This is a genomic window from Pseudomonas sp. BF-B-15 (assembly GCF_019946675.1).
GTDB classification, from domain to species: Bacteria; Pseudomonadota; Gammaproteobacteria; order Pseudomonadales; family Pseudomonadaceae; genus Aquipseudomonas; species Aquipseudomonas migulae.
In genome coordinates this window covers 1-25,043 of the sequence record NZ_JAGYFZ010000018.1, presented here as the reverse complement: position 1 = coordinate 25,043, position 25,043 = coordinate 1, and the positions used below count along the sequence as shown (strand labels likewise).

21 protein-coding genes and 4 tRNA genes are annotated in these 25,043 nt (G+C 59.6%); 20 read left to right on the top strand and 5 right to left on the bottom strand.

Features of this window, described 5'->3' with window-relative positions; translation table 11 throughout:
- The first annotated feature begins 39 nt into the window (after window positions 1–39).
- The 5 genes from ribF to ispH all read left to right on the top strand — a co-directional run bounded on the left by ribF (window position 40) and on the right by ispH (window position 5,891).
- Entirely contained in the window at window positions 40–990 is a 951-nt protein-coding gene (gene ribF / locus KGA97_RS08410) for a bifunctional riboflavin kinase/FAD synthetase (RefSeq protein ID WP_008028822.1), read from the top strand.
- On the top strand, window positions 991–3,822 hold the full coding sequence (gene ileS / locus KGA97_RS08405; protein ID WP_008028820.1) for an isoleucine--tRNA ligase: 2,832 nt from the start codon (window positions 991–993) through the stop codon (window positions 3,820–3,822). It abuts the gene before it with no gap.
- A complete protein-coding gene (gene lspA, locus KGA97_RS08400; RefSeq protein WP_008028819.1) occupies window positions 3,815–4,327 on the top strand; it encodes a signal peptidase II in 513 nt (170 codons plus the stop codon). The genes ileS and lspA overlap by 8 nt, the downstream gene beginning before the upstream one ends.
- 7 nt (window positions 4,328–4,334) lie before the next feature.
- Window positions 4,335–4,772, top strand: a complete 438-nt coding sequence (fkpB, locus tag KGA97_RS08395) for an FKBP-type peptidyl-prolyl cis-trans isomerase (RefSeq protein ID WP_177318165.1) — start codon at window positions 4,335–4,337, stop codon at window positions 4,770–4,772.
- A gap of 171 nt (window positions 4,773–4,943) precedes the next feature.
- Entirely contained in the window at window positions 4,944–5,891 is a 948-nt protein-coding gene (gene ispH, locus KGA97_RS08390; protein ID WP_008028815.1) for a 4-hydroxy-3-methylbut-2-enyl diphosphate reductase, read from the top strand.
- On the opposite strand, the gene KGA97_RS08385 is transcribed toward ispH, so the two are convergent.
- Window positions 5,868–6,410, bottom strand: a complete 543-nt coding sequence (locus KGA97_RS08385; RefSeq protein WP_223480575.1) for a GspH/FimT family pseudopilin — start codon at window positions 6,408–6,410, stop codon at window positions 5,868–5,870. The two genes, ispH and KGA97_RS08385, sit on opposite strands and share 24 nt — an antisense overlap.
- 129 nt (window positions 6,411–6,539) lie before the next feature.
- Between KGA97_RS08385 and KGA97_RS08380 the strand changes: the two genes are divergently transcribed.
- From KGA97_RS08380 to thiO, 7 genes are read left to right on the top strand one after another with little or no spacing between them, the layout of a single operon-like run.
- Window positions 6,540–7,013: a GspH/FimT family pseudopilin gene (locus KGA97_RS08380; RefSeq protein ID WP_223414067.1), complete on the top strand. Its 474-nt coding sequence runs from the start codon at window positions 6,540–6,542 to the stop codon at window positions 7,011–7,013.
- Window positions 7,010–7,459 carry a type IV pilus modification protein PilV gene (gene pilV, locus KGA97_RS08375; protein WP_008037891.1) on the top strand — a complete coding sequence of 150 codons (450 nt, stop codon included), beginning with the start codon at window positions 7,010–7,012 and terminating at the stop codon, window positions 7,457–7,459. Before KGA97_RS08380 ends, pilV begins: the two co-directional genes overlap by 4 nt.
- Complete coding sequence (locus tag KGA97_RS08370) at window positions 7,456–8,169, top strand: PilW family protein (RefSeq protein ID WP_223480574.1); 714 nt, start codon at window positions 7,456–7,458, stop codon at window positions 8,167–8,169. Before pilV ends, KGA97_RS08370 begins: the two co-directional genes overlap by 4 nt.
- Window positions 8,170–8,180: 11 nt before the next feature.
- Window positions 8,181–8,660, top strand: coding sequence for a PilX N-terminal domain-containing pilus assembly protein (locus tag KGA97_RS08365; protein ID WP_223480573.1), 480 nt, complete (start codon window positions 8,181–8,183; stop codon window positions 8,658–8,660).
- Window positions 8,647–11,760, top strand: coding sequence for a pilus assembly protein (locus tag KGA97_RS08360; protein ID WP_223480572.1), 3,114 nt, complete (start codon window positions 8,647–8,649; stop codon window positions 11,758–11,760). The genes KGA97_RS08365 and KGA97_RS08360 overlap by 14 nt, the downstream gene beginning before the upstream one ends.
- Before the next feature lie 14 nt (window positions 11,761–11,774).
- Window positions 11,775–12,173, top strand: a complete 399-nt coding sequence (locus tag KGA97_RS08355; RefSeq protein ID WP_008028801.1) for a type IV pilin protein — start codon at window positions 11,775–11,777, stop codon at window positions 12,171–12,173.
- Window positions 12,174–12,228: 55 nt separating this feature from the next.
- Window positions 12,229–13,329 carry a glycine oxidase ThiO gene (thiO, locus tag KGA97_RS08350; protein ID WP_223480571.1) on the top strand — a complete coding sequence of 367 codons (1,101 nt, stop codon included), beginning with the start codon at window positions 12,229–12,231 and terminating at the stop codon, window positions 13,327–13,329.
- 129 nt (window positions 13,330–13,458) lie between these two features.
- On the opposite strand, the gene KGA97_RS08345 is transcribed toward thiO, so the two are convergent.
- From KGA97_RS08345 to KGA97_RS08330, 4 genes are all read right to left on the bottom strand, one after another.
- On the bottom strand, window positions 13,459–14,790 hold the full coding sequence (locus KGA97_RS08345) for a sigma-54-dependent transcriptional regulator (RefSeq protein ID WP_223480570.1): 1,332 nt from the start codon (window positions 14,788–14,790) through the stop codon (window positions 13,459–13,461).
- A 2-nt stretch (window positions 14,791–14,792) separates the two neighbouring features.
- Window positions 14,793–16,382, bottom strand: coding sequence for a sensor histidine kinase (locus KGA97_RS08340; RefSeq protein ID WP_223480569.1), 1,590 nt, complete (start codon window positions 16,380–16,382; stop codon window positions 14,793–14,795).
- Complete coding sequence (locus tag KGA97_RS08335; protein ID WP_008037883.1) at window positions 16,372–16,605, bottom strand: PP0621 family protein; 234 nt, start codon at window positions 16,603–16,605, stop codon at window positions 16,372–16,374. The genes KGA97_RS08340 and KGA97_RS08335 overlap by 11 nt, the downstream gene beginning before the upstream one ends.
- Before the next feature lie 135 nt (window positions 16,606–16,740).
- Window positions 16,741–17,763, bottom strand: a complete 1,023-nt coding sequence (locus tag KGA97_RS08330) for an outer membrane protein assembly factor BamD (protein WP_008028792.1) — start codon at window positions 17,761–17,763, stop codon at window positions 16,741–16,743.
- A 151-nt stretch (window positions 17,764–17,914) separates the two neighbouring features.
- Between KGA97_RS08330 and rluD the strand changes: the two genes are divergently transcribed.
- From rluD to KGA97_RS08290, 8 genes are all read left to right on the top strand, one after another.
- Window positions 17,915–18,877: a 23S rRNA pseudouridine(1911/1915/1917) synthase RluD gene (gene rluD, locus KGA97_RS08325; RefSeq protein ID WP_008028788.1), complete on the top strand. Its 963-nt coding sequence runs from the start codon at window positions 17,915–17,917 to the stop codon at window positions 18,875–18,877.
- Window positions 18,874–19,599: a peptidoglycan editing factor PgeF gene (gene pgeF / locus KGA97_RS08320; RefSeq protein ID WP_223480568.1), complete on the top strand. Its 726-nt coding sequence runs from the start codon at window positions 18,874–18,876 to the stop codon at window positions 19,597–19,599. Before rluD ends, pgeF begins: the two co-directional genes overlap by 4 nt.
- Window positions 19,600–19,729: 130 nt before the next feature.
- A complete protein-coding gene (clpB, locus tag KGA97_RS08315; protein WP_223480567.1) occupies window positions 19,730–22,294 on the top strand; it encodes an ATP-dependent chaperone ClpB in 2,565 nt (854 codons plus the stop codon).
- A 300-nt stretch (window positions 22,295–22,594) separates the two neighbouring features.
- Window positions 22,595–22,670, top strand: a tRNA-Asn gene (locus KGA97_RS08310).
- A 9-nt stretch (window positions 22,671–22,679) separates the two neighbouring features.
- A tRNA-Pro gene (locus tag KGA97_RS08305) sits at window positions 22,680–22,756 on the top strand.
- Window positions 22,757–22,761: 5 nt separating this feature from the next.
- Window positions 22,762–22,837 (top strand) — tRNA-Lys (locus KGA97_RS08300).
- A gap of 95 nt (window positions 22,838–22,932) precedes the next feature.
- Window positions 22,933–23,009, top strand: a tRNA-Pro gene (locus tag KGA97_RS08295).
- A 152-nt stretch (window positions 23,010–23,161) separates the two neighbouring features.
- Window positions 23,162–24,787, top strand: a complete 1,626-nt coding sequence (locus KGA97_RS08290) for a methyl-accepting chemotaxis protein (RefSeq protein ID WP_223480566.1) — start codon at window positions 23,162–23,164, stop codon at window positions 24,785–24,787.
- Window positions 24,788–25,043: the final 256 nt, after the last annotated feature.

Here is a 25,043-nt window from a genome sequence, read left to right as displayed (position 1 = left end):
GTGGTTATAATCGACCACTTTATGAGCAAGAAGCGCGTTATGCAGCTGGTTCGAGGCCTCCACAACCTGCGCCCCCAGCATCGGGGCTGTGTCGCCACTATTGGCAACTTTGACGGTGTTCACCGTGGCCACCAGGCTATCCTGGCGAGGCTGCGTGAGCGAGCGCTCGAGTTGGGCGTGCCCAGCTGCGTGGTGATTTTCGAGCCGCAGCCTCGGGAGTTTTTCGCCCCGGAGACAGCGCCGGCCCGCTTGGCGCGCCTGCGCGACAAACTCCAGCTGCTGGCTGACGAAGGCGTCGACCGGGTCCTGTGCCTGGCTTTCAACCAGCGCCTGAGCAAGCTCAGCGCCAGCGAATTCGTTGATACCATTCTGGTGGACGGTCTCGGCGTGCAGCATCTTGAGGTCGGTGACGACTTCCGCTTCGGCTGTGACCGGGTAGGGGATTTCGATTTCCTGCAACAGGCCGGCGTCATGCAGGGCTTCACCGTCGAAGCGGCGCAAACCGTTGAGCTGGACGGCATTCGCGTCAGCAGCACCCAGGTGCGAAATGCCCTGGCCGCTGCCGATTTTGCCTTGGCAGAGCGCCTGCTCGGTCGGCCGTTCCAGATTACCGGGCGAGTCCTGCATGGCCAGAAACTGGCGCGCCAGTTGGGTACGCCAACCGCCAACATTCAACTCAAGCGCCGTCGCGTGCCGCTCACCGGGGTTTACCTGGTCAACGTCGACATCGACGGCAAGACCTGTCCAGGCGTCGCCAATATCGGCGTGCGGCCCACGGTCCAAGGGGATGGCAAAGCCCACCTCGAAGTACATCTTTTAGATTTTGCCGGCGATCTGTATGACCGGCGTTTGACGGTGGTTTTCCACCACAAGCTGCGTGAAGAGCAGCGTTTCGCCTCTCTGGAGGCGCTTAAGACGGCGATCAATGCGGATGTCGCCGCCGCCCGTGCCCTGTCGCACCTAGCGCCAATCGCTAATGAAGAGCCATAAATGACCGACTATAAAGCCACGCTAAACCTTCCGGACACCGCCTTCCCAATGAAGGCCGGCCTGCCACAGCGCGAACCGCAGATTCTGCAGCGCTGGGACAGTATTGGCCTGTACGGAAAGTTGCGCGAGATTGGCAAGGATCGTCCGAAGTTCGTTCTGCACGACGGTCCTCCGTACGCCAACGGCACGATTCACATCGGTCATGCGCTGAACAAGATCCTCAAGGACATGATCATCCGCTCGAAAACCCTGTCGGGTTTCGACGCGCCTTATGTTCCGGGCTGGGACTGCCACGGTCTGCCGATCGAGCACAAAGTCGAAGTGACCCACGGCAAGAACCTGGGCGCGGACAAGACCCGCGAACTGTGCCGTGCCTACGCCACCGAGCAGATCGAAGGCCAGAAATCCGAATTCATCCGTCTGGGCGTGTTGGGCGACTTCGCCAACCCGTACAAGACCATGGACTTCAAAAACGAGGCCGGTGAAATCCGCGCACTCGCCGAAATCGTCAAGGGCGGTTTCGTGTTCAAGGGCCTGAAGCCTGTGAACTGGTGCTTCGACTGCGGTTCGGCCCTGGCTGAAGCGGAAGTCGAGTACGAGAACAAAAAGTCCTCGACCATCGACGTAGCGTTCCCGATTGCCGATGAAGCCAAGCTGGCTGCCGCTTTCGGTCTGCCGTCGCTGGGCAAGCCTGCTTCGATCGTGATCTGGACCACCACCCCGTGGACCATCCCGGCCAACCAGGCGCTGAACGTTCACCCGGAATTCAACTACGCCCTGGTCGATGTCGGCGACAAGTTGCTGGTGCTGGCGGAAGAGCTGGTTGAATCCTGCCTGGTCCGTTACAGCCTGGAAGGTTCGGTCATCGCGACCACCACCGGTAAAGAACTGGAACTGATCAACTTCCGTCACCCGTTCTACGACCGTCTGTCGCCGGTTTACCTGGCCGACTACGTTGAACTGGGCGCTGGCACTGGCGTGGTTCACTCCGCTCCGGCCTACGGCGTGGACGACTTCGTGACCTGCAAGAAATACGGCATGGTCAACGACGACATCCTCAACCCGGTACAAAGCAACGGCGTATACGCGACTTCGCTGGAGTTCTTTGGCGGCCAGTTCATCTGGAAAGCCAACCCGGCCATCGTCGACAAGCTGACCGAAGTCGGTGCGCTGCTGCACACCACCATCATCGAACACAGCTACATGCACTGCTGGCGTCACAAGACCCCGCTGATCTACCGCGCCACCGCGCAGTGGTTCATCGGCATGGACAAAGAGCCTGTCAGCGGCGACACCCTGCGCAAGCGCGCTCTTAAAGCCATCGAAGAGACTCAGTTCGTTCCGGCCTGGGGCCAGGCGCGCCTGCACTCGATGATCGCCAACCGTCCGGACTGGTGCATCTCCCGTCAGCGTAACTGGGGCGTGCCGATCCCGTTCTTCCTGAACAAGGAAAGCGGCGAGCTGCACCCACGTACCGCCGAGCTGATGGAAGAAGTCGCCAAGCGCGTCGAAGTCGAAGGCATCGAAGCCTGGTTCAAGATGGACGCTGCCGAGCTGCTCGGTGACGAAGCGCCGCAGTACGACAAGATCAGCGACACCCTGGACGTCTGGTTCGATTCGGGCACCACACACTGGCACGTCCTGCGCGGTTCGCACCCGATGGGCCACGAAACCGGTCCACGCGCCGACCTGTACCTGGAAGGCTCGGACCAACACCGTGGCTGGTTCCACTCGTCGCTGCTGACCGGTTGCGCCATCGACGACCACGCGCCATACCGCGAGCTGCTGACCCACGGCTTCACCGTCGACGAGTCCGGCCGCAAGATGTCCAAGTCGCTGGGCAACGTGATCGCGCCGCAAAAGGTCAACGACACCCTGGGTGCCGACATCATGCGTCTGTGGGTAGCTTCCACCGACTACTCGGGTGAAATGGCGGTTTCCGAGCAGATCCTGCAACGCAGTGCGGACGCCTACCGGCGGATCCGTAACACCGCGCGCTTCCTGCTCTCCAACCTGACCGGTTTCAACCCGGCCACCGACATCCTGCCGGCCGAAGAAATGCTCGCGCTGGATCGTTGGGCCGTGGATCGCACCTTGCTGCTGCAACGCGAGCTGCAAGAGCATTACGGCGAATACCGCTTCTGGAACGTCTACTCCAAGATCCACAACTTCTGCGTGCAGGAGCTGGGCGGTTTCTACCTCGACATCATCAAGGACCGTCAGTACACCACTGGCGCCAACAGCAAGGCCCGCCGTTCGGCGCAAACCGCGCTGTACCACATCTCTGAAGCGCTGGTGCGCTGGATCGCGCCGATCCTCGCGTTCACCGCCGACGAACTGTGGGAATACCTGCCGGGCGAGCGTAACGAATCGGTCATGCTCAACACCTGGTACGAAGGCCTGACCGAGCTGCCGGAAAACGTCGAACTGGGCCGCGCCTACTGGGAGCGGATCATGGCGGTGAAGGTCGCTGTGAACAAAGAAATGGAAATTCAGCGCGCGGCCAAAGCCGTCGGTGGCAACCTGCAGGCCGAAGTGACGCTGTTCGCCGAAGACGCCCTGAGCGCCGACCTGGCCAAGCTGAGCAACGAACTGCGCTTCGTACTGATCACCTCGACCGCCAGCGTTGCGCCGTTCGTACAGGCTCCGGCCGATGCAGTGGTCACCGAAGTCAGCGGCCTGAAGCTGAAAATCGTCAAGTCGGCCTTCGCCAAGTGCGCCCGTTGCTGGCACTGCCGCGAAGACGTCGGCGTGAACCCGGAACATCCGGAAATCTGCGGTCGTTGCGTCGATAACATCAGCGGCACTGGCGAGGTTCGTCACTATGCCTAACGCCATTGGCCGTTTCGGACGGCTGGGCTGGCTCTGGTTGAGTTTGCTGGTCCTGGTCATCGACCAGGCCAGCAAGTTCTACTTCGAAGGCAAGCTTGAGATGTACCAGCAGATCGTGGTGATCCCCGATTACTTCAGCTGGACCCTGGCCTACAACACAGGCGCGGCGTTTAGCTTCCTGGCCGACAGCTCGGGCTGGCAGCGCTGGTTGTTCGCCCTGATCGCGGTCGTGGTCAGTGCGGTGCTGGTGGTGTGGCTCAAGCGTCTGGGGCGCAACGAAACCTGGCTGGCCATCGCGTTGGCGCTGGTCCTGGGTGGTGCGCTGGGCAATCTGTACGACCGCATAGCCCTAGGCCATGTGATCGATTTCATCCTGGTGCATTGGCAGAACCGCTGGTACTTCCCGGCGTTCAACTTCGCCGACAGTGCAATTACTGTGGGTGCGGTGATGCTGGCGCTGGACATGTTCAAATCAAAGAAGACGGGAGAAGCAGTTCATGACTGAACAGGTATTGGCTGAGCAACGCATCCGCCAGAACACGGAAGTCACCTTGCATTTTGCACTGCGCCTGGAGAACGGCGACACCGTCGACAGCACCTTCGACAAAGCCCCGGCGACCTTCCAGGTCGGCGACGGTAACCTGTTGCCAGGTTTCGAAGCGGCCCTGTTCGGCTTCAAGGCCGGTGACAAGCGTACGCTGACGATTCAGCCGGAAAACGCTTTCGGTCAGCCGAACCCGCAAAACGTGCAGATCATCCCGCGTTCGCAGTTCAAGGACATGGACCTGTCACCGGGTTTGCTGGTGATTTTCAACGATGCGGCGAATACTGAGCTGCCTGGCGTGGTGAAAGAGTTCGATGACGAGCAAGTGACCATCGACTTCAACCATCCGTTGGCCGGCAAGACATTGACCTTTGACGTGGAAATCATCAACGTCAAATCGCTGTAACTGACTGAATGCGGTCAAATGTAGGAGCAGAGCTTGCTCCGGGCGGCGTTCCGACGAAGGCGTCATCACATTCAACATCAATGTCGACTGACACACCGCTTTCGCGAGCAAGCTCTGCTCCTACAGGATGTAATGTTCTAATTTTCCTGCGCGCAAGACACGAGGCACAGCATGCAAATCAAACTCGCCAACCCCCGTGGCTTCTGCGCCGGTGTGGACCGGGCGATCGAAATCGTCAACCGCGCCCTGGAAGTCTTCGGGCCGCCGATCTATGTGCGCCACGAAGTGGTCCACAACAAATTCGTCGTCGAAGACTTGCGCGCTCGCGGCGCGATCTTCGTTGAAGAGCTGGATCAGGTACCGGACGACGTCATCGTGATCTTCAGTGCACACGGCGTTTCCCAGGCGGTGCGTACCGAAGCCGCCGGCCGTGGCCTGAAGGTGTTCGACGCCACCTGCCCGCTGGTGACCAAAGTGCACATCGAGGTCGCGCGCTACAGCCGCGATGGCCGTGAATGCATCCTCATCGGCCACGCCGGTCACCCGGAAGTCGAAGGCACCATGGGCCAGTACGATGGCAGCAATGGCGGCGCGATTTACCTGGTCGAGGACGAGAAAGACGTCGCCGCGTTGCAGGTGAACAACCCCGAAAAACTGGCGTTCGTGACCCAGACCACCCTGTCCATGGACGATACCAGCCGCGTCATCGACGCACTGCGTACTCGCTTCCCGGCGATTGGTGGCCCGCGCAAGGACGACATCTGCTACGCCACGCAAAACCGTCAGGACGCCGTCAAGACGCTGGCCGACGAATGCGACGTGGTGCTGGTTGTCGGCAGCCCGAACAGCTCCAATTCCAATCGCCTGCGTGAGCTGGCCGAACGCATGGCCACTCCGGCCTACCTGATCGACGGCGCTGAAGACCTGCAAAAGAGCTGGTTCGACGGTGTCGAGCGCATCGGCATTACCGCAGGGGCCTCTGCACCGGAAGTACTGGTGCGTGGCGTGATCCAGCAGTTGCAGGCCTGGGGCGCTACCGGTGCCGATGAACTGGCGGGTCGCGAGGAGAACATCACGTTCTCCATGCCGAAAGAGTTACGCGTTCGTTCGCTGCTTTGATTTTTTTCCTTTCTCGCACAACGCCTGCACAGCCTTGATGCTGCGCAGGCTGACGCGACCGCTCGGGGCCAGCACCACTTGGTGCTGACTCACTGGCTCGTGTTTTGCGCAAACATGCAATGTCCCCGCTTGAAAGCCTCCGTGCTGCGGTTCGCCGAGATGGCTGAATCGTACTGAAGTCCTGACATAGTGATTGCCGACAACCGGCACCCGAGTATCGCTTCGGCGCTCGACCAGCAGCGGATTGTTGCTGTCCTCATGTCCCTTGCCATTTAAATCCAGAATCATCCGCCAGCCTTGGCCCCAATCGTCGTTTATCCCGTGTATGACGACAGCCTGGTTTCGCGTGATCGCCTCGCTTCTGGCACTGCGCATGCCACTGACAAGCGACTTCGCTGCCTCCTCCTGATGGTTCGATTCCGTGAGCGCTGCAAACGCCGGACTGACCAGGTGCAGAACAATCCCGACAATCGTCAGTCCCATGAGCAGTTCAATCAGACTAAAACCCTGCTGATGCATGACATCTCCCTCCCTGGAGTGCGGTGGCCCGCGCAATCCTTGCGCAGTAATGGCAAAACAACCGACACCTGTGGGTCGATTGTTCTAGCGTGTAACAGCAGGTATAGCCGACGGCAACGGAGGGCATTGATGGATCATCGTACAAAAGGTTTCACGCTGATCGAGTTGCTGGTCGCGCTTGCGGTCTTTTTGATTCTGATCACCCTGGCAGTACCGGCGTTTACCCGTTCGGTGCAAGGCACCAGGGCCGACACCGAGATCGGCGACCTGCAGCGCGCCTTGAATTTCGCCCGGCTTGAGGCCATCGATCGCGGCATCACCACCCGGGTGCGGCCGACGGCGGGTGGCAGCGTCTGGACCGGAGAGTTGGCGGTCTATGACAGTGCTGGCACTGTGGCCAATGTATTGCGGGTTGTTCCCGCGATGAGCAGCGGCGCGACTCTGACGCTAACCTCAGGCGTGACCGCCATCGATTTCAACAATCTGGGCGGTCTGTCGGCACCGTCCACGGCGGTGGTGATCAGCTACGTACTGGGGGCGCAAAGCAGGACGCTGAATGTGTGTTTGAACGGACGAATTCTATTGGGTGGAAGTTGCGGATGAGGGGATGGAGCAAGCGTGCACAGGAGGGCATGACGCTGATCGAGGTTCTCGTGGCGTTGTTGATTTTGAGCGTGGGGCTGTTGGGGGCGGCGGCGTTCCAGCTCAATGCGCTGAAGTACACCGACAGTTCGCGGATGACCAGCCAGGCCAGTTTTATCGCCTACGACATGATGGACCGCATCCGCGCCAACGCCGGCGCCGATTACACCGTCACGCCGCCGACGTCGGGCAACCTCAACGTTGCCCGGGATCAGGACCTCTACGACTTCACCACCAATATCGTCAGTATGCTCGGCGCCACCGCTACGGGCAGCGTCACCCTCAATCAGCGGGTGTACACCATCACCATTACCTGGGACGACTCGCGGGCTGCCAATGCCGCCAATTCCCGTCGCAGCTTTGTACTGACCAGTCGCGCCGCCGTCGATCCGGTGGCGACACCATGAACCGGCTCAACAGAGGTTTCGGCCTGATCGAAATGTTGATCGCGTTGGCGTTGAGCCTGGTCGTGGTGCTCGGTGTGGCGCAGATTTTCATAGCGGCCAAGAACACGTATGTCAGCCAGAACGCGGCGGCGAACATGCAGGAAGACGCGCGTTTCGTGCTGAGCAAAATGATTCAGGAAATCCGCATGGTGGGGATGTTTGGTTGTCTGGGGGCTATTACTGATGCAAGCGCCGGGGCGAGTTTTACTGCCAGCCAGATAGCGCCGATCAGCTGGGACAATGCCAACCTCAAGCTGACCCTGGTGACCGCCGATGTCGGCGCGGGTGGCGGTACGCCGACCTGGACGGTGGTTTCGGATTGCCGAAACACCGCGACGGCTTACTCCAACGTGCAGGCTCCCGCCACGGGACAATTGGCGTTTCCGATTCGACGACTGATCTACAGCCTCAAGAACGGCCAACTGACGATGGGCAGTGGCATTGGCACGCCGGCTCAGGCAGTGCTTGTCGACAACGTCAAAGCCTTTGACGTGAGCTTCGGTCTCGCAGCGTCAGCCACCGATACGGCCGCTTCCAGTTACAGCACCAACCCGTCCGACCCTGCGCGAATCCGTAGTGTGCGCCTGACGCTGACACTGAAAGATACGAACAACCGGGTCCGCGATCAAACTTTCAACGTGGTTGCCGCCTTGCGCAACCGCTTGCCATGAGGGGAGGGCAGATGAGTTTTTCTCCCGCTACCTCTCACGCCCAGCGCGGCATGGCGCTGCTGGTCAGCCTGGTGTTCCTTCTGTTGCTGACGCTGATTGGCATTTCATCGATGCAGAACGCAACCCTGCAGGAAAAGATGGCCAGCAGCGTCAGCCTGCGCAATCAGTCGTTCCAGATCGCCGAAGCCGCGTTGCGCATCGGCGAAAGTGCGGTTCAGCTCGATACCTATACATTGCCGGTTTGCAGCGGCAATCAATGTTTGCCGCCCGCCGAGTCATCGACCCTCACGGCTGCCGGTCTCAATTCCTCCTCGGGGGTCACCTGGGTCGCGGCCGCCAACGGTTTCTATGGGGTACAGAACATCGGCACCACGTTGAATGCCGTGAATGTGCCGAGCAACACCTCTGCGACGCTTTATCGGGTCACGGCAGTGGCCATCGTGGGCAACAACGTGCGCAGTGTGGTGGAGAGCATCTATGCCAAATACTAATAGATGCTCAGGGATCTGGCGGTTTCTGAGTGGTATTGCGTTGGGGCTGTACCTGTCAGCGCCTGCGTACGCGTTCACACCTTCGGACTCGCCCCTGTTGAGCGCTGCGGCGGTTGCGCCCAACGTGATGCTGCTGATCGATGATTCGGGGAGCATGAACAACATCATTTGGGCGCCGGGATTCGATCCGACGGTCAGTCGCCCGCAAATTGCCAATTGCAGTTCGAACAGCTCGTGTCTGACTGGTCAGAACCTGGACATGGACGATACCAACATCGCCTTGTCGAGCCTCAATCGCGGCGGTTGCTCCAACAATGGCAACTGGTACGGTTTTTATCGGGGTTTCTTGGGACTGTCATCGATATGCCTGAAGCTGCCCGACCCGGTGGGCAACGAAAACACGCGTTATACGGCTAACTATCTGTCTTATCTGGTCACACTGGCCAACGGTTCGAACAGGGATTTCACCACCGGTACCGGTGCGATCCCCAATGATTACCGCATCAGCGTTGCGCAGGATGTGTCCACCAATCTGGTCACCAGCAACCGTTCATTGAGAATAGGCCTGGCGACATTCAACCCTTCTGTCAGTGGCAACTCCGGCCCCGGCGGTTATATCGCCCGCGCGGTCAGTGACCTGTCTCCCGTCAGTGGTAGCGTTACCCAGGCCCAGGCGGACACCAACTACAACGCCTTGATCTCTTCGATCAATGGTTTGAGTGCAATCGCCAGTACCCCGTTGGCGGAAACCTATTACGAGATTACGCGGTACATGCGCGGCATGGCGCCGTACTACAACTCGACGCCAACCACTTACACCAGCCCGATCCAGTATCGCTGCCAGAAAAACTATGGCGTGGTGATCACCGATGGCTTGCCTACGTTCGACAGGACCTTCCCGACCAACGATCCGCTCGGTGGCGCCCGCTTGCCGAACTGGGACGGCAACAGCGCGAACGATGGCGACAACCTCTCTGGTGATGGCGAGGGGGACACGTTGTACCTGGACGACATCGCCAAATTCGCCTTCGACATCGATATGCGTACCACTGGTACCGACGCCGGTGGCAAAAACTGGAACGCCGCAGATTTCCCCAAACAGAACATGAACACCTACACCGTGGGTTTCACCGCCGCGAACCAGATGTTGTCGGACGCCGCCGGTTACGGGCAGGGCAAGTACTACCAGGCAACGGACAGTGCCGGCCTGAATACCGCGTTGTCATCAGCGCTGGGCGACATCACGTCGAAAGCCGGTTCCGGCGGGAGCGGCACCACCAGCAGCGCAATCGTCGGGGTCGGTTCCGCTTACTACCAGACCAGCTACGACCCCAAGGATTGGCGCGGCACCATCAAGTCCTACGGGTTCACCGCCACCGGCTCGGTCAATACCTCCACGGTGCTCTGGTCGACTGATACGGCCATCGTGCCCGGCGCCACAGCGCCGATTTACCAGTCGTGGAACAACGTGAGCAATGCCCCAGTCACGTTGGCCTTCGCCAATTTCGCCCCGGCACAGCAAACCGTTCTGAATCAGGGCCTGCCCACCGGCATCACGGGCAGCGACCTTGTGGAGTGGAGCAAGGGCACCAACAAGACCGGGTTGAAAGTACGCAGCGTGTTGCTCGGCGACATCATCAACTCGCCTTTGGTGCTGGCCTCGCCAACGGAAAAAACCGCATCCGATCTGGTCAGTGACACCAGCTACAGCACCTATCTGGCCACCAAATCCAGCAACATGAACACCAGCCTGGTGGTCAATGCCAACGATGGTTTTGTCAGCGTCATCAACTCGGGTAACGGCGCCAGGCGTTATGCCTACATGCCCTCCAGTGTTTTGCCATCGTTGCGCTATATCGCCGATTCCGCCTACATCAACGGCGTCAGCCACAAGTTTCTGGTCGACGGTCAGGTCGGAGTATTCGATGCACAACTCAACAGTGCCTGGAAAACCCTGGCGCTCGGCGGAACAGGCGCGGGCGGCAAGACGTTCTACGCTTTGCAGCTGTTTGACGCCTCGGCCGGCAACGTGACCAAGGCGTTGTGGGAAATCAGTGCACCTGCCACAGCAAACACGGCGAACGTTTTCAATGATCTGGGTTATGCCTACGCCCGTCCGGAAGTGGCACGCTTGGCGGATGGTCGATGGGCAGCATTCATCTCCAACGGCTACGGCAGCAATTCGGGTGTGGCGGCGTTGTACGTGGTGGATATCCGCGATGGGTCGCTGATCAAGAAAATCGTCATCGACAGCACGGAAACCACCAACGGTTTGTCGTCGGTGAAACTCAAGGTCAACTCGCAGAATGTGGTGCAGGCCGCCTATGGCGGGGATCTGAAAGGGCGTTTATGGAAGTTTGATTTGAGCGGCGCCACCACGGACACCTGGGGCGTGGCGTTTTCCGGCAAACCGTTGTTCACGACGGCGGGCGGCGCCACCCAGCCAATCACCGCGCAGCCGTTGCTGGCGGACAATTCACTGGGCGGCAAAGTGGTGTTTTTCGGTACCGGCAAATTCAATGAAACGGTCGACAAGACCAACAAGGATCTGCAGGCGTTCTATGCGGTGTGGGATGCTGACGGCGGCTCTGGACAGATCACCACGTCCAGTTTGCAGGCCCAATCGGTGACCGGTGTGTTCTCGGGAAGTACGGGGCAGTTCATCACCACCAGCCAGAACGAAGTGACCTATCCGGCGGAGAAGGGTTGGTATTTGCCGCTGGTCTACAACAGCGTATTGACCGGTGAGCGAGTGATCAGCCAAGCGGCTCTGGTGTTGGGGCGAATCGTATTTACCACGGCCATTGTGGACACCACGGACCCTTGTGCCAGTTTTGGCACCGGCAAACTGGTCGAACTGGATGCGTTCAGCGGTAAGATGCTCAACTACGCGGTGCTCGACACCACTGGCGATGGGCTAGTCGACAGCAACGATGCGATATCCAGCGGGGTGATTTTCACTAGCGGGATGCCATTCTTGAGCGCCGTTACCAACGGCGGCACCGGCAAGATCGTAACCGATACAGGTTCAACGGTAACCAAGCTGACCGAAAAGGGCGGCGGTGGCAGCCGTCGCATCATGTGGCGACAAATACAGTAAGTGAGAGTTGAGGCATGCGCAGATCCAACCGAGGTTTTACCCTGATCGAAATCATGATCGTGATTGCGATCATCGGGATCGTCATCACCATTGGCTACCCGAGCCTCACCGAATACGTGAAAAAGGGCCGCCGGGCTGAAGTGGCCGGGCTGCTCTCCGAGCAGGCGCAGGTTCTTGAACGGTTTTACTCGAAGGGTAATGTCTACACCGGTGCCACCGGCCTGAGCGCCGGCAATGACTATTACACCATCACCCCGACCCTGACCGACCAGACCTTCCTGCTGACCGCTACACGCAAGGCCGGCAGCATGGCGACTGACAAGTGTGGCGACTTCACCATCACCAACACCGGTGTCAGAAGCATGGTCAATGCGACGGCCGGACTGACCACCAAAGATTGCTGGGGTCGCTGAGTTTTTTTTCGGGCGCCTTTTGCGCCTCCTGTCTCTTTAACGGTTGGATCGGAACATGACCATGCAACAGCAAGTGGTGATAGTCGGCGGCGGTGTGATTGGCCTGCTGACAGCGTTCAATCTCGCGTCGCAAGTACAGAGCGTTGTGCTGCTGGACCGTTCGAATGTCGGTCAGGAATCGTCCTGGGCCGGTGGCGGCATCGTTTCGCCGCTCTACCCGTGGCGCTACAGCCCGGCAGTTACCGCGCTGGCCCATTGGTCTCAGGACTTTTATCCACAGCTGGGCGAGCGTCTGTTTGCCGCGACCGGGGTTGATCCCGAAGTGCACACCACCGGCCTGTACTGGCTGGACCTGGACGATGAAGCCGAGGCGCTGGCCTGGGCCGAGCGGGAAAACCGTCCGCTGCGGGCTGTGGATATCTCGGCGGTGCACGATGCGGTGCCGGTCCTGGGTGGCGGTTTCACCCGCGCGATCTACATGGCCGACGTGGCCAACGTGCGCAATCCGCGGCTGGTGAAATCCCTCAAGGCTGCCTTGCTGGCGATGCCGAACGTGACGATTCATGAGCAGTGCGAAGTCAGCGGGTTCGTTCGCGAAGGCGAAAAAGTCGTCGGCGTGCAGACTTCGGCGGGCGCGATCCACGGTGATCAGGTGGTGCTGACGGCGGGTGCCTGGAGCGGTGATTTGCTCAAAAGCCTGGGCCTTGCGTTGCCGGTTGAACCCGTGAAAGGGCAGATGATTCTTTACAAGTGCGCGGCGGACTTCCTGCCGAGCATGGTGCTGGCCAAGGGGCGTTATGCGATTCCTCGCCGGGATGGACACATTCTGATTGGCAGCACGCTGGAACATGAAGGCTTCGACAAGACACCGACCGGCTCTGCGCTTGAGAGCCTGAAAGCGTCTGCAGTGGAATTGATTCCAGCGCTGGCGGATGCCGAGGTGGTCGGGCATTGGGCGGGGTTGCGACCGGGTTCACCGGAGGGCATTCCCTACATCGGCCGGGTGCCGGGCTTCGAGGGGTTGTGGCTCAATTGCGGGCATTACCGTAACGGGTTGGTGCTGGCGCCGGCGTCGTGTCAGTTGTTTGCGGATGTGATGCTGGGCAGGACGCCGATCATTGATCCGGCGCCGTATGCGCCGGCGGGGCGGATCTAGACGCGAAACATTCGTCGTCTTCCAGAACGCTTTCGCGGGCAAGCCTCGCTCCTACAGGATTTGTGGCGATCACAATATTTTCGATCGACTCAAATCCTGTAGGAGCGAGGCTTGCCCGCGAAGGGGCCCTCAATCCAGCCCGAATTTCTTCAACCTGTAACGCATCGACCGAAACGACAAATTCAATCGCTGAGCCGCCGCCGTGCGGTTCCAGCGGGTTTCCTCAAGGGCCTGGAGGATGAGTTTGCGTTCGACGTTTTCCAGATAGTCTTCCAGATTGTCGATCTGCGTCAGGTCCGGCACACCGCTGTCGGCGCTGCAATTGCCTTCGGCCAGTCGCAGGTCGCTGGCTTCGATCTGCTTGTTGTCGCACAGGGTATGGGCGCGTTCGAGCATGTTCTCCAATTCCCGCACATTGCCCGGAAAACGATAGCTTTTCAGCGCTTCAAGCGCTTGTGGGTGGAGCTTCGGGGCGGGTTGGCCGCTGGCTGCCGCCAGACGCTTGAGCACATGACCGGCCAATGACTCGATGTCGTCGCGGCGCTCGCGCAAAGGCGGAACCCGCAGTTCAATCACATTCAGCCGGTAGTACAAATCCTGGCGAAAGCGTTCAGCGGCGACTTCAGCGTCGAGGTCTTTGTGGGTGGCGCAGAGGATCCGCACATCGACCACGGTTTCCTGCTGGCCGCCAACGCTGCGAACGGCTTTTTCCTGAATCGCCCGCAGCAGTTTGACCTGCATCGACAGCGGCAAGTCGGCCACTTCGTCGAGGAACAGCGTGCCACCCTGGGCGGCCTGGAACAGCCCGGGCTTGTCTTCGATAGCGCCGCTGAAACTGCCTTTGCGATGGCCGAAAAACTCGCTTTCCATCAGTTCCGACGGTATTGCGCCGCAATTGACCGGGACAAACGGCTGGTTGGCGCGCGGTCCTTGTTCGTGGATCAGTCGGGCGACCAGTTCCTTGCCGCTGCCGGATTCGCCGCTGATGTAGACCGGCGCCTGACTGCGGGCCAGTTTGTCGATTTGTTTGCGCAGGCTGCGCATGGGCAGCGAATCGCCCAGCAACCGTCGGTCGATGGCTGCGCCCGGTGCTGGCATGCGCAAGGCACTGGTGACCAGTTCGCGCAGCCGCGTGAGGTCCACCGGTTTGGTCAGGAAGTCGAAGGCGCCGGCCTTGAGGGCGTTGATCGCCGTTTCGAGGCTGCCGTAGGCGGTAATCATGGCCACCGGCAGGTTTGGGGCGCGTTGCTGGATATGTTGCACCAGCTCAAGACCGGTACCGTCCGGCAGGCGCATGTCGGTCAGGCACAGGTCGAAGGTCTCACGCTTCAACAGCGCCTGGGCTTCGCCGAGGTTACGGGCGCTGAAGGTGTCGAGTTTCATCCGTCCCAGGGTGATTTCCAGGAGTTCGCGGATATCCGGCTCGTCGTCGACGATCAGGACTTTTTGCCGTGGGTACATGTTCAACTTTGTTTCCGTCCGTGAGCAAAGGTGATGCGAAAGCAGCCGCCATCATGGCGTGGCTTGAAGTCTAGGCGGGCCTGATTGCTTTCGCACAGCTCACGGGACAGATACAGCCCCAGGCCTGTGCCTTGGGCGCTGGTGGTATAGAACGGTTCGAACAAATGCACCTGCTGGTCCGGTGCCACGCCGGGGCCATCGTCCCGAACCTCGATGATCGGCAACTGGCTGTCGGGGTCGACAAACAAATCGAGCCAGACCTGCGCCTGATCGTGGACCTGAGCGCTATGACGCCAGGCGTTGCGCAACAAATTGTCGAGAATCTGGGTGAGCTGGTTCGGGTCCATCAGGGTTTTGAAGTCGCCTGAACCGATGCGCAGGTGAATCTGCTGGCGATCGAGCGCACTTTCGCGACTGTCAGCAACGAACTGCTCCAGCCACGGTTTCAGATCGAGTCGTTGTGGGATGGTTTGCTGACGGCGGGACAGTTGCAGGACGTTTTCGATAACCCGATTCATTCGCTGAGAGTGGTCTTGAATAATCTGGGTCAGACGTCGATCCGCGCCGTTCAGTTCCTCCGATTCCTGCAATAGCTGAGCGGCATGACTAATGGCGCCCAAAGGATTGCGAATTTCGTGGGCGATACCGGCTGTCAGGCGGCCCAAAGCGGCGAGCTTCAGTTGTTGGGCCTGTTGGGCGATTTGTGCGAGATCTTCAAGGAAGACTAGGGTTTGGTGGTGTGGGCTTTGGGCCAGGGCAATGAAGCTCGGTTGCAGTTCCAGGCCGCTGTTGGCGATTTTCAGGCTCTGGGGGCGCAGCGTCGGATTGTTCCGCCACAGTTGCAGGCGTTCGACCAGAATGGGCGAGCAGTCGTCGATCCGTTGGCCTTCGAGATGGTCTCGGCCCAGTAAGATCAGCGCGCTGTGGTTGGCCAATTGCACCCGCAGTTGGCCGTCGAGCACCAGGATGCCGGTGCGCATGCGTTGCAGGATCAATGCATTGAGGGCTTCGAGGCCCACCACTTCGCTGGCCCGTTGTTCGGCGAGGGTTTCGCTGACTTCCAGGCGCTGGATCAAGCCTTGCACCAGCAACGCCGCGGCAAAGCACAACACACCAAGGGTACCGGCTTGCAGGTAATCGTTGGGGCTGGCGGGATGGCTGAAACTCAGGAGAAAGCTCAGCCCGACGATGCCGAGCGCGCCCACGGCGGCGATCAGCAGGCCGATGCGGCTTCGCAACAAGGTGTTGCTGATGGCCACCGAGACGATCAGCAAGTTGCCGATGGCGCTGGCGACACCGCCGGCGGCGTAGAACAAGCCACACAGCAGCAGGACATCAATCAGCGCCAGGCTGAACAGTTGCGCCGGGCGGCGGGTGTTCTCGAAGAAGACCACCAGCAAGATGTTCAGCACCAGGTACAGCCAGCTGCCACTGCGCAACAGGCTGTCATTGGCGAACGTCAGCAACTGGTTGTCCAGATTGCTGGAGATCAGCAGCACCAAGGTGATGCCGACGCTTAGGCGGTAGAGGTGATAAAGGCGCAGCAGTCGCTGAGCCTGTTTGCTGCCGGGACTGGACGTCTCAGCGATCACTGGAGCCCGGGCCTTGCTCGAGGTGAGCCTGGCTGCAATACCACTGTTGTTGAAGGCTCAGCGCGCGGTCGCGGGGCAGGTGTACGCCGCAATGGGCGCAGCGGACCATGGGCGCGGCTTCCAGTTCGGCAGGGGACTTGGGCACAGAAGCCTGGCCCTTGAACTTGCGCCAGAACCATACCGCAGCGGCAATCAGGGCGATCCAGAACAGTAAACGAAGCATGATGAGCTGCTTTATGACGAGTGATTAAGCAGTTTAGCCAAGGACATGACGGGCGCACAGCCTGTTAGCGCCGCAATAAAAGTCCGGACATAAAAAAGGAGCCTCGAAAGGCTCCTTTTTGCACCACCGGTCGTATCAGTCGAACACGCCGAAGGTCATGTAGCTGAACCACGAGCGGTCGCTGTTGTTGCCTTCCGCTTCGTGATTTTCTTCTTCGATCACGTCGCCATTTTCATCTTTAGGCTTGAGATCGTTCGGAATCGCTTCTTTCGCGTCCCGGAATTGTCTCTGCACGTCCTGGTTGGCGCGGGTTTCGCCCGGCGGCAGCGGTGGACGGGATTCGATCAGGCCCAGAGTCGCCTTGCTCAACCACGAACGGTTGTCGGCTTCGTCGACCGATGGCACGAACTGACCGTCTACCAGCGTTGGGTGGTTCGGGTAGTTGAGCTTCAGGGTTTCGAGGCTGGTGGCTGCCAGGTCGTCCAGGTGCAGACGCTGGTAGGCTTCAGTCATCACCGCCAGGCCGTCGCCGACCGATGGGGTTTCCTGGAAGTTTTCCACCACGTAACGACCACGGTTCGCGGCAGCGACGTAGGCCTGACGGGTCAGGTAGTAGTCGGCGACGTGAATTTCGTAGGCCGCCAGCAGGTTGCGCAGGTAAATCATGCGCTGCTTGGCGTCCGGCGAGTAGCGGCTGTTCGGGAAGCGGCTGGTCAGCTGGGCGAACTCGTTGTAGGAGTCGCGGGCAGCACCCGGGTCACGCTTGGTCATGTCCAGCGGCAGGAAACGCGACAGCAGGCCGACGTCCTGGTCGAAAGAGGTCAGGCCCTTGAGGTAATAGGCGTAGTCCACGTTGGGATGCTGAGGGTGCAAACGAATGAAGCGCTCGGCGGCAGACTTCGCAGCCTCAGGCTCGGTGTTCTTGTAGTTCGCGTAGATGAGCTCGAGTTGAGCCTGATCGGCGTAGCGACCGAACGGATAACGCGACTCCAGCGCCTTCAGCTTGGCTGTGGCGGCGGTGTAGCTATTGTTGTCCAGATCTTGCTGAGCCTGCTGGTACAGCTCGACTTCGCTAAGGTTTTCGTCTACGACTTCCTTCGATGAGCAAGCAGCGGTCAATGCGAGGATGGCGATCAGCAGCAGGTGTTTCACTTGCATGGCGGCTTGCGTCCCTATGACGGCCGCTGTCTTGGGCGAGGCCGTCCTGTTATGATGAGCGCCCCGTTGAATAGCCTCGGGGCAAAAGACGCCGTATTTAACCACAAGCGCGCAGCCGAAACCAAAGGCTGTGCCGACGCCTAGTCTGAGCATGTCCGATAAAATTGAACTTCGCGCAGAGGTGCCGTCCGAATTGGGCGGCCAACGCCTCGATCAAGTCGCCGCACAATTATTCGCTGAGCACTCGCGCTCGCGCCTTTCCGCCTGGATCAAAGACGGCCGCCTGACTGTGGATGGGGCGGTTATCCGCCCGCGAGACATCGTTCACGGTGGCGCCATTCTTGAACTGACTGCCGAGCAGGAAGCTCAGGGCGAATGGATCGCTCAAGACATCGAGCTGGACATCGTCTATGAAGACGACGACATCCTGGTGATCAACAAGCCTGCGGGCCTGGTGGTACACCCGGCTGCCGGTCACGCTGATGGCACCTTGCTCAACGCCTTGCTGCACCACGTGCCGGACATCATCAATGTGCCCCGCGCCGGTATCGTGCATCGTCTGGACAAGGACACCACCGGTCTGATGGTGGTGGCCAAGACCATTCAAGCGCAGACGCAGCTGGTGACACAGTTGCAGAGCCGTAGCGTCAGCCGGATCTACGAGTGCATCGTGATCGGCGTGGTGACGGCGGGCGGCAAGATCAACGCGCCGATCGGTCGTCACGGCCAGCAACGCCAGCGCATGGCCGTGATGGAAGGTGGCAAGCAAGCCGTCAGCCATTACCGTGTGCTTGAGCGTTTCCGCTCCCACACTCACGTGCGGGTGAAGCTGGAAACCGGTCGTACGCACCAGATTCGCGTGCACATGGCGCACATCAACTACCCGTTGGTCGGAGATCCTGCCTATGGCGGTCGTTTCCGTATCCCGCCAGCCGCCAGTCAGACCATGGTCGATTCCTTGAAGACGTTCCCGCGTCAGGCGCTGCATGCGCGGTTCCTGGAGCTGGATCACCCGACTACCGGTAAACGCATGAGCTGGGAATCGCCACTGCCGGACGATTTCGTCTGGTTGCTGACGCTGCTCAAGCAAGACCGCGAGGCGTTCATCGGATGAGTGACTGGCTGATTCCCGACTGGCCTGCGCCTGCCGGGGTGAAAGCCTGCGTCACCACCCGTGCGGGCGGCGTCAGTCTGGCGCCGTTCGACAGCCTCAACCTCGGCGATCACGTCGACGACAGCCCCGAAGCTGTTGCCGAAAACCGCCGTCGCCTCACCGATCATTTCTCCATGCAGCCGGCCTGGTTGAAGCAGGTTCACGGCATCGCCGTGGCTCACGCGGACCCAGGCCTTGTGGCCACCGCCGACGCCAGCTGGACGGCAACGCCCGGCATTGCCTGCGCGGCGATGACGGCTGATTGCCTGCCTGCGTTGTTTTGCGACCGTGCCGGCACTCGCGTCGCTGCGGCCCACGCCGGTTGGCGCGGGTTGGCGGCGGGTGTGCTCGAAGCGACGCTCGATGCGCTGGCCGTGCCCTCGGAAGACGTGTTGGTCTGGCTCGGTCCGGCCATTGGCCCGCAAGCCTTTGAAGTCGGCCCGGAAGTGCGGGCTACCTTCGTCGAGCAATTGCCCGAATCCGCGAAAGCCTTCGTGCCCAGCCAAAACGCTGGAAAATTCATGGCTGACATCTATGAGCTGGCGCGTTTGCGTCTGGCGGCTCGTGGTGTCACTGCTGTTTATGGTGGCGGTTTCTGCACCGTGACCGATCCCCGCTTCTTTTCTTACCGTCGTAGTCCTCGCACCGGTCGGTTTGCCTCCCTTATCTGGCTCGAACGCTAAACTCCTCTGACCTGCGTCAACTGTACGACGCTTGAAACTCCCAGAATCGACCACATCTATAGCGGTATCTGGCAGGTTTCTTCATTCAGGATGTTTTATAGGTCCGGCCTGCTCAAAAGGAAGGTGACCCATGCGTATAGATCGTTTAACCAGCAAATTGCAGTTAGCTCTATCCGACGCCCAATCGCTGGCCGTCGGCCTGGACCATCCCGGTATTGAACCGGCGCACTTGATGCAAGCCATGCTTGAACAGCAGGGTGGTTCGATCAAACCTCTGTTGATGCAGGTCGGTTTTGACGTCAACAGCCTGCGTAAAGAGCTGACCAAAGAGCTCGACCAGCTGCCAAAAATCCAGAACCCGACCGGCGACGTCAACATGTCGCAGGACTTGGCGCGTCTGCTCAACCAGGCGGATCGCCTGGCCCAGCAGAAGGGCGATCAGTTCATTTCCAGTGAGCTGGTGCTGCTCGCCGCCATGGACGAGAACAGCAAACTCGGCAAATTGTTGCTCGGTCAGGGCGTCAGCAAAAAAGCCCTGGAAAACGCGATCAACAACCTGCGTGGTGGCGAAGCGGTCAACGACGCCAACCACGAAGAGTCGCGTCAGGCGCTGGATAAATACACCGTCGACCTGACCAAGCGCGCCGAAGACGGCAAGCTCGATCCGGTAATCGGTCGTGACGACGAAATTCGCCGGACCATTCAGGTGCTGCAGCGTCGCACCAAGAACAACCCGGTGCTGATCGGTGAGCCTGGCGTGGGTAAAACCGCCATCGCCGAAGGCCTGGCCCAGCGCATCATCAACGGCGAAGTGCCGGATGGCCTGAAAGGCAAACGCCTGCTGTCCCTCGACATGGGGGCGTTGATCGCGGGCGCCAAGTACCGTGGCGAGTTCGAGGAACGCCTGAAATCCCTGCTCAACGAACTGTCGAAGCAGGAAGGGCAGATCATTCTGTTCATCGACGAACTGCACACCATGGTCGGCGCCGGTAAGGGCGAAGGCTCGATGGATGCGGGCAACATGCTCAAACCTGCGTTGGCCCGTGGCGAGTTGCACTGCGTCGGCGCGACCACGCTCAACGAGTACCGCCAATATATAGAGAAGGACGCGGCCCTTGAGCGGCGCTTCCAGAAAGTGTTGGTGGACGAACCGAGCGAAGAAGACACCATCGCCATTCTGCGTGGCCTGAAAGAGCGTTATGAAGTTCACCACAAAGTGGCGATCACCGACGGCGCGATCATCGCCGCGGCCAAGCTCAGTCATCGCTACATTACCGATCGTCAGTTGCCGGACAAGGCCATCGACCTGATCGACGAAGCCGCCAGCCGCATCCGCATGGAGATCGACTCCAAACCGGAAGTGCTGGACCGTCTGGAGCGTCGTCTGATTCAGCTGAAGGTGGAATCCCAGGCGCTGAAGAAAGAGAGCGACGAAGCGGCGATCAAGCGTCTGGAAAAACTCCAGGAAGAAATCGTTCGTCATGAACGTGAGTATTCGGACCTCGAAGAAATCTGGAACTCGGAAAAAGCCGAAGTCCAGGGCTCTGCGCAGATCCAGCAGAAAATCGAGCAGTCCCGCCAGGAGCTGGAAGCCGCACGCCGTAAAGGCGACCTGAACCGCATGGCCGAGCTTCAATACGGGGTGATCCCGGACCTGGAGCGCAGCCTGCAAATGGTCGACCAGCATGGCAAAAGCGAAAACCAGTTGCTGCGCAGCAAGGTGACCGAGGAAGAAATCGCCGAAGTCGTCTCGAAGTGGACCGGCATCCCCGTGTCGAAAATGCTCGAAGGCGAGCGCGACAAGCTGATGAAGATGGAAGGCCTGTTGCACCAGCGTGTGATCGGCCAGGACGAAGCGGTGGTCGCGGTTTCCAACGCGGTGCGCCGTTCGCGGGCCGGTTTGTCCGACCCGAATCGTCCAAGCGGTTCGTTCATGTTCCTCGGCCCGACCGGTGTCGGTAAAACCGAGTTGTGCAAGGCGTTGGCCGAGTTCCTTTTTGATACCGAAGAGGCGATGGTGCGGATCGACATGTCCGAGTTCATGGAGAAACATTCCGTGGCCCGGTTGATCGGTGCGCCACCAGGCTACGTAGGGTATGAAGAGGGCGGTTACCTGACCGAGGCGGTGCGTCGCAAGCCTTATTCGGTGATCCTGCTGGATGAGGTCGAGAAGGCCCACCCGGATGTGTTCAACATCTTGCTGCAAGTGCTGGAAGATGGCCGCCTGACCGACAGCCATGGCCGCACGGTGGATTTCAAGAACACCGTGATCGTCATGACCTCCAACCTGGGCTCGGTACAGATCCAGGAACTGGTCGGTGATCGTGAGGCTCAGCGCGCAGCGGTGATGGATGCGATTTCCACGCACTTCCGGCCGGAGTTCATCAACCGGGTCGACGAAGTAGTGATCTTCGAGCCATTGGCACGGGATCAGATCGCGGGCATTACCGAGATCCAGTTGGGTCGTCTGCGCAGTCGCCTGACTGAGCGCGAACTGAAACTGGAACTCAGCCCTGAGGCCATGGACAAGCTGATCGCGGTTGGCTACGACCCGGTGTACGGCGCACGGCCACTGAAACGTGCGATTCAGCGCTGGATCGAAAACCCGCTGGCGCAGCTGATTTTGTCGGGGCGTTTCATGCCCGGCGATACCGCCAAGGGTGTGGTGGAAAACGACGAAATCGTCTTCGCCTGATCCGCGTTAGCAACAAAATTGAAGAGGCCTCGCATTGCGAGGCCTTTTTTTCGTCAGGTTGTTGAACTCAAAGGAAAAGGCTTGTAAAGTGCGCCCCGCAGTAAGTCACCCGGAAGGGTTTCTGCTCCCCAAGCAGGAATCTGAAATAAGTTGCAAATCATTAACTTGAATGCAATTTAGGGGGTTGACAGAGGTGCTTAAGATTGTAGAATAGCGCGCCTCAGACACACGAACGCAGCGATGCGAACGGGTCGAAGAGAACGCAGTAAAGCTTCACCGTTGTAAATTGAAATGTGTAGTTCCGTGATAGCTCAGTCGGTAGAGCAAATGACTGTTAATCATTGGGTCCCAGGTTCGAGTCCTGGTCACGGAGCCAATTTCAAACCGGGGTATAGCGCAGTCCGGTAGCGCGCCTGCTTTGGGAGCAGGATGTCAGGAGTTCGAATCCCCTTACCCCGACCATTTTTGGGTCGTTAGCTCAGTTGGTAGAGCAGTTGGCTTTTAACCAATTGGTCGTAGGTTCGAATCCCACACGACCCACCATTTTTGAAACCAGTTAACGCTGGAATCGAATCTTAAGATCAGACGCCAAAAGCTCTGTTCGCAGAAGGCGCCTTTTAAAGGTGCCTTTTTTTTACCGGGGTATAGCGCAGTCCGGTAGCGCGCCTGCTTTGGGAGCAGGATGTCAGGAGTTCGAATCCCCTTACCCCGACCATATTAAAAATCCTCGTATCGAAAGATACGGGGATTTTTTTTGCCTTCGAAAAAGCCGAATCCTTTCAAGTCATCGTACAACTAGCCGATAACGAGCTGTCGGGGCGCACTCGCGACCTCCCATTCAGGCCAACAACAAGAAAGGCACTCGTTATGTTTCTTCGTCAGCTGAATATTGCCCCTCGTGCTGCGCTGGGTTTTGCCTTGATTGCCGTGCTGGTGGCGTTGCTTGGAATATTTGCCCTGGGGCAGATGTCGAGCATTCGCGAGAGCGAGGTGGCGGTGGAGAAGCAATGGCTGCCGAGCATCCGTGGTGGTGATGAGATCCGCGAGCTGATGCTGCGCATCCGTACCATTTCCTTGCGCATGGCACTGGATCAAGACCCAAAGAACATTCCAACCTACCGCGGCCAGATGGACACCCGCGACAAGGAACTGAGCGAGAAGATTGCGGCTTACGACAAACTGGTCGACACCGCTGAAGGCCAGGCCTTGTACGACCAGTTCAAAACCACCTTCGCCGCCTATCGCACCGGCATTGCCCAGTCGTTCACGCTGGCCGAGCAAGGTCGCCGTGACGAGCTGACCAAACTGCTGTTGATCGACATGAAAACCGTGGTCGATGGTTCCGGCAAGCAGCTCAATGACCTGGCGGACCTGTTCGCCAAACAGGTCGCCGTTGAAAGCCAGAAATCCGCAGCGCACTACGAAACCTCGCGATCCATCGTCAGCCTGTTCATCGCACTCGCGGCGCTGGCGACCGTCGGCCTGGCGATGTTGCTGACTCGCAGTATCGTCCGTCCGCTGAACGAAGCCCTGAGTGCGGCGGAAAGCGTGGCGCAGGGCGATTTGACTCGGCCTATCGCGACCCATGGCAACGACGAAGTGAGCCGTTTGCTCAAGGCGCTGGCGACCATGCAGCAAAACCTGCGGGAAACCCTGCAAGCCATCAGTGGCTCGGCGACGCAGCTGGCCACGGCGGCGGATGAGCTGAACGCCGTCACCCTCGACAGCACCCAGGGCCTGCAGCAACAGAACAACGAGATTGAGCAAGCCGCCACGGCGGTCAACGAAATGACCTCCGCCGTCGAAGAGGTTGCGCGCAACGCAGTGTCGACCTCCGATGCCACTCGCCAGTCCAGCGAGTCGGCGCATCTGGGGCAGGAGCGGGTCAGCGAAACCGCGAGTGCCATCAGCGCCCTGGCCAATGATGTGCAGCACACCGGTGAGTTGGTGCAATCGCTGGCCAATCAGTCCCAGGACATCGGCAAAGTGCTGGATGTGATTCGCGCCATTGCCGAGCAAACCAACCTGTTGGCGCTCAACGCTGCAATTGAAGCGGCGCGTGCGGGTGAAAGCGGGCGCGGTTTTGCGGTAGTGGCCGATGAGGTGCGTGCACTGGCGCATCGCACGCAGCAATCGACTCAGGAAATCGAACAAATGGTCCAGGGCATGCGCAGCGGTTCGAGCCTGGCGCTGGACTCGATGAATGCCAGCGCTTCCCGTGCTGCCGAAACTCTGGTGATGGCGACGCGGGCGGGGGACGCATTGCAGACGATCACTGCATCGGTTCACGAAATCCACGAGCGCAACCTGGTGATTGCCAGTGCAGCGGAAGAACAGGCTCAAGTGGCCCGGGAAGTGGATCGCAATCTGGTGAACATTCGTGATCTGTCGGTGCGTTCCGCTACCGGCGCGGATCAGACCAGTGCCTCCAGTCATGAGCTGTCGAAACTGGCCAATGCGTTGCAGGGGATGGTGCAGCGTTTTCGGGTGTAAAACCGCCAGGCGAAAAAAAGCCGCACCTCTCGGTGGAGAAGCGCGGCCGGGTGCCTTGCTCGGATGTGGCCATTTAACGGGCGAGGTGTATCGCTGCTGTGTCGCGCAAGGGGGAGTTTGTAAGCGAAGGGGGAAAATCGCGGGGGGAGGTACAGTAAGACACGGATCTCCAAATCAGTGGAGATCAAATGTGGGAGCGAGCCTGCTCGCGAAGCGGTGTGTCAGCCAACTCATGTGGTGACTGACACTCCGCTAT

What these genes read in the sequence shown, in the direction of transcription:
- KGA97_RS08355 (WP_008028801.1), top strand. Translation starts at nt 11,775, where the DNA reads ATGCGCAGATCCAACCGAGGTTTTACCCTGATCGAAATCATGATCGTG.
- KGA97_RS08360 (WP_223480572.1), top strand. Translation starts at nt 8,647, where the DNA reads ATGCCAAATACTAATAGATGCTCAGGGATCTGGCGGTTTCTGAGTGGT.
- KGA97_RS08380 (WP_223414067.1), top strand. Translation starts at nt 6,540, where the DNA reads ATGGATCATCGTACAAAAGGTTTCACGCTGATCGAGTTGCTGGTCGCG.
- KGA97_RS08335 (WP_008037883.1), bottom strand. Translation starts at nt 16,605, where the DNA reads ATGCTTCGTTTACTGTTCTGGATCGCCCTGATTGCCGCTGCGGTATGG.
- ispH (WP_008028815.1), top strand. Translation starts at nt 4,944, where the DNA reads ATGCAAATCAAACTCGCCAACCCCCGTGGCTTCTGCGCCGGTGTGGAC.
- ileS (WP_008028820.1), top strand. Translation starts at nt 991, where the DNA reads ATGACCGACTATAAAGCCACGCTAAACCTTCCGGACACCGCCTTCCCA.
- lspA (WP_008028819.1), top strand. Translation starts at nt 3,815, where the DNA reads ATGCCTAACGCCATTGGCCGTTTCGGACGGCTGGGCTGGCTCTGGTTG.
- KGA97_RS08385 (WP_223480575.1), bottom strand. Translation starts at nt 6,410, where the DNA reads ATGCATCAGCAGGGTTTTAGTCTGATTGAACTGCTCATGGGACTGACG.
- ribF (WP_008028822.1), top strand. Translation starts at nt 40, where the DNA reads ATGCAGCTGGTTCGAGGCCTCCACAACCTGCGCCCCCAGCATCGGGGC.
- pgeF (WP_223480568.1), top strand. Translation starts at nt 18,874, where the DNA reads ATGAGTGACTGGCTGATTCCCGACTGGCCTGCGCCTGCCGGGGTGAAA.
- KGA97_RS08370 (WP_223480574.1), top strand. Translation starts at nt 7,456, where the DNA reads ATGAACCGGCTCAACAGAGGTTTCGGCCTGATCGAAATGTTGATCGCG.
- KGA97_RS08290 (WP_223480566.1), top strand. Translation starts at nt 23,162, where the DNA reads ATGTTTCTTCGTCAGCTGAATATTGCCCCTCGTGCTGCGCTGGGTTTT.
- pilV (WP_008037891.1), top strand. Translation starts at nt 7,010, where the DNA reads ATGAGGGGATGGAGCAAGCGTGCACAGGAGGGCATGACGCTGATCGAG.
- thiO (WP_223480571.1), top strand. Translation starts at nt 12,229, where the DNA reads ATGACCATGCAACAGCAAGTGGTGATAGTCGGCGGCGGTGTGATTGGC.
- rluD (WP_008028788.1), top strand. Translation starts at nt 17,915, where the DNA reads ATGTCCGATAAAATTGAACTTCGCGCAGAGGTGCCGTCCGAATTGGGC.
- clpB (WP_223480567.1), top strand. Translation starts at nt 19,730, where the DNA reads ATGCGTATAGATCGTTTAACCAGCAAATTGCAGTTAGCTCTATCCGAC.
- KGA97_RS08330 (WP_008028792.1), bottom strand. Translation starts at nt 17,763, where the DNA reads ATGCAAGTGAAACACCTGCTGCTGATCGCCATCCTCGCATTGACCGCT.
- KGA97_RS08365 (WP_223480573.1), top strand. Translation starts at nt 8,181, where the DNA reads ATGAGTTTTTCTCCCGCTACCTCTCACGCCCAGCGCGGCATGGCGCTG.
- KGA97_RS08345 (WP_223480570.1), bottom strand. Translation starts at nt 14,790, where the DNA reads ATGTACCCACGGCAAAAAGTCCTGATCGTCGACGACGAGCCGGATATC.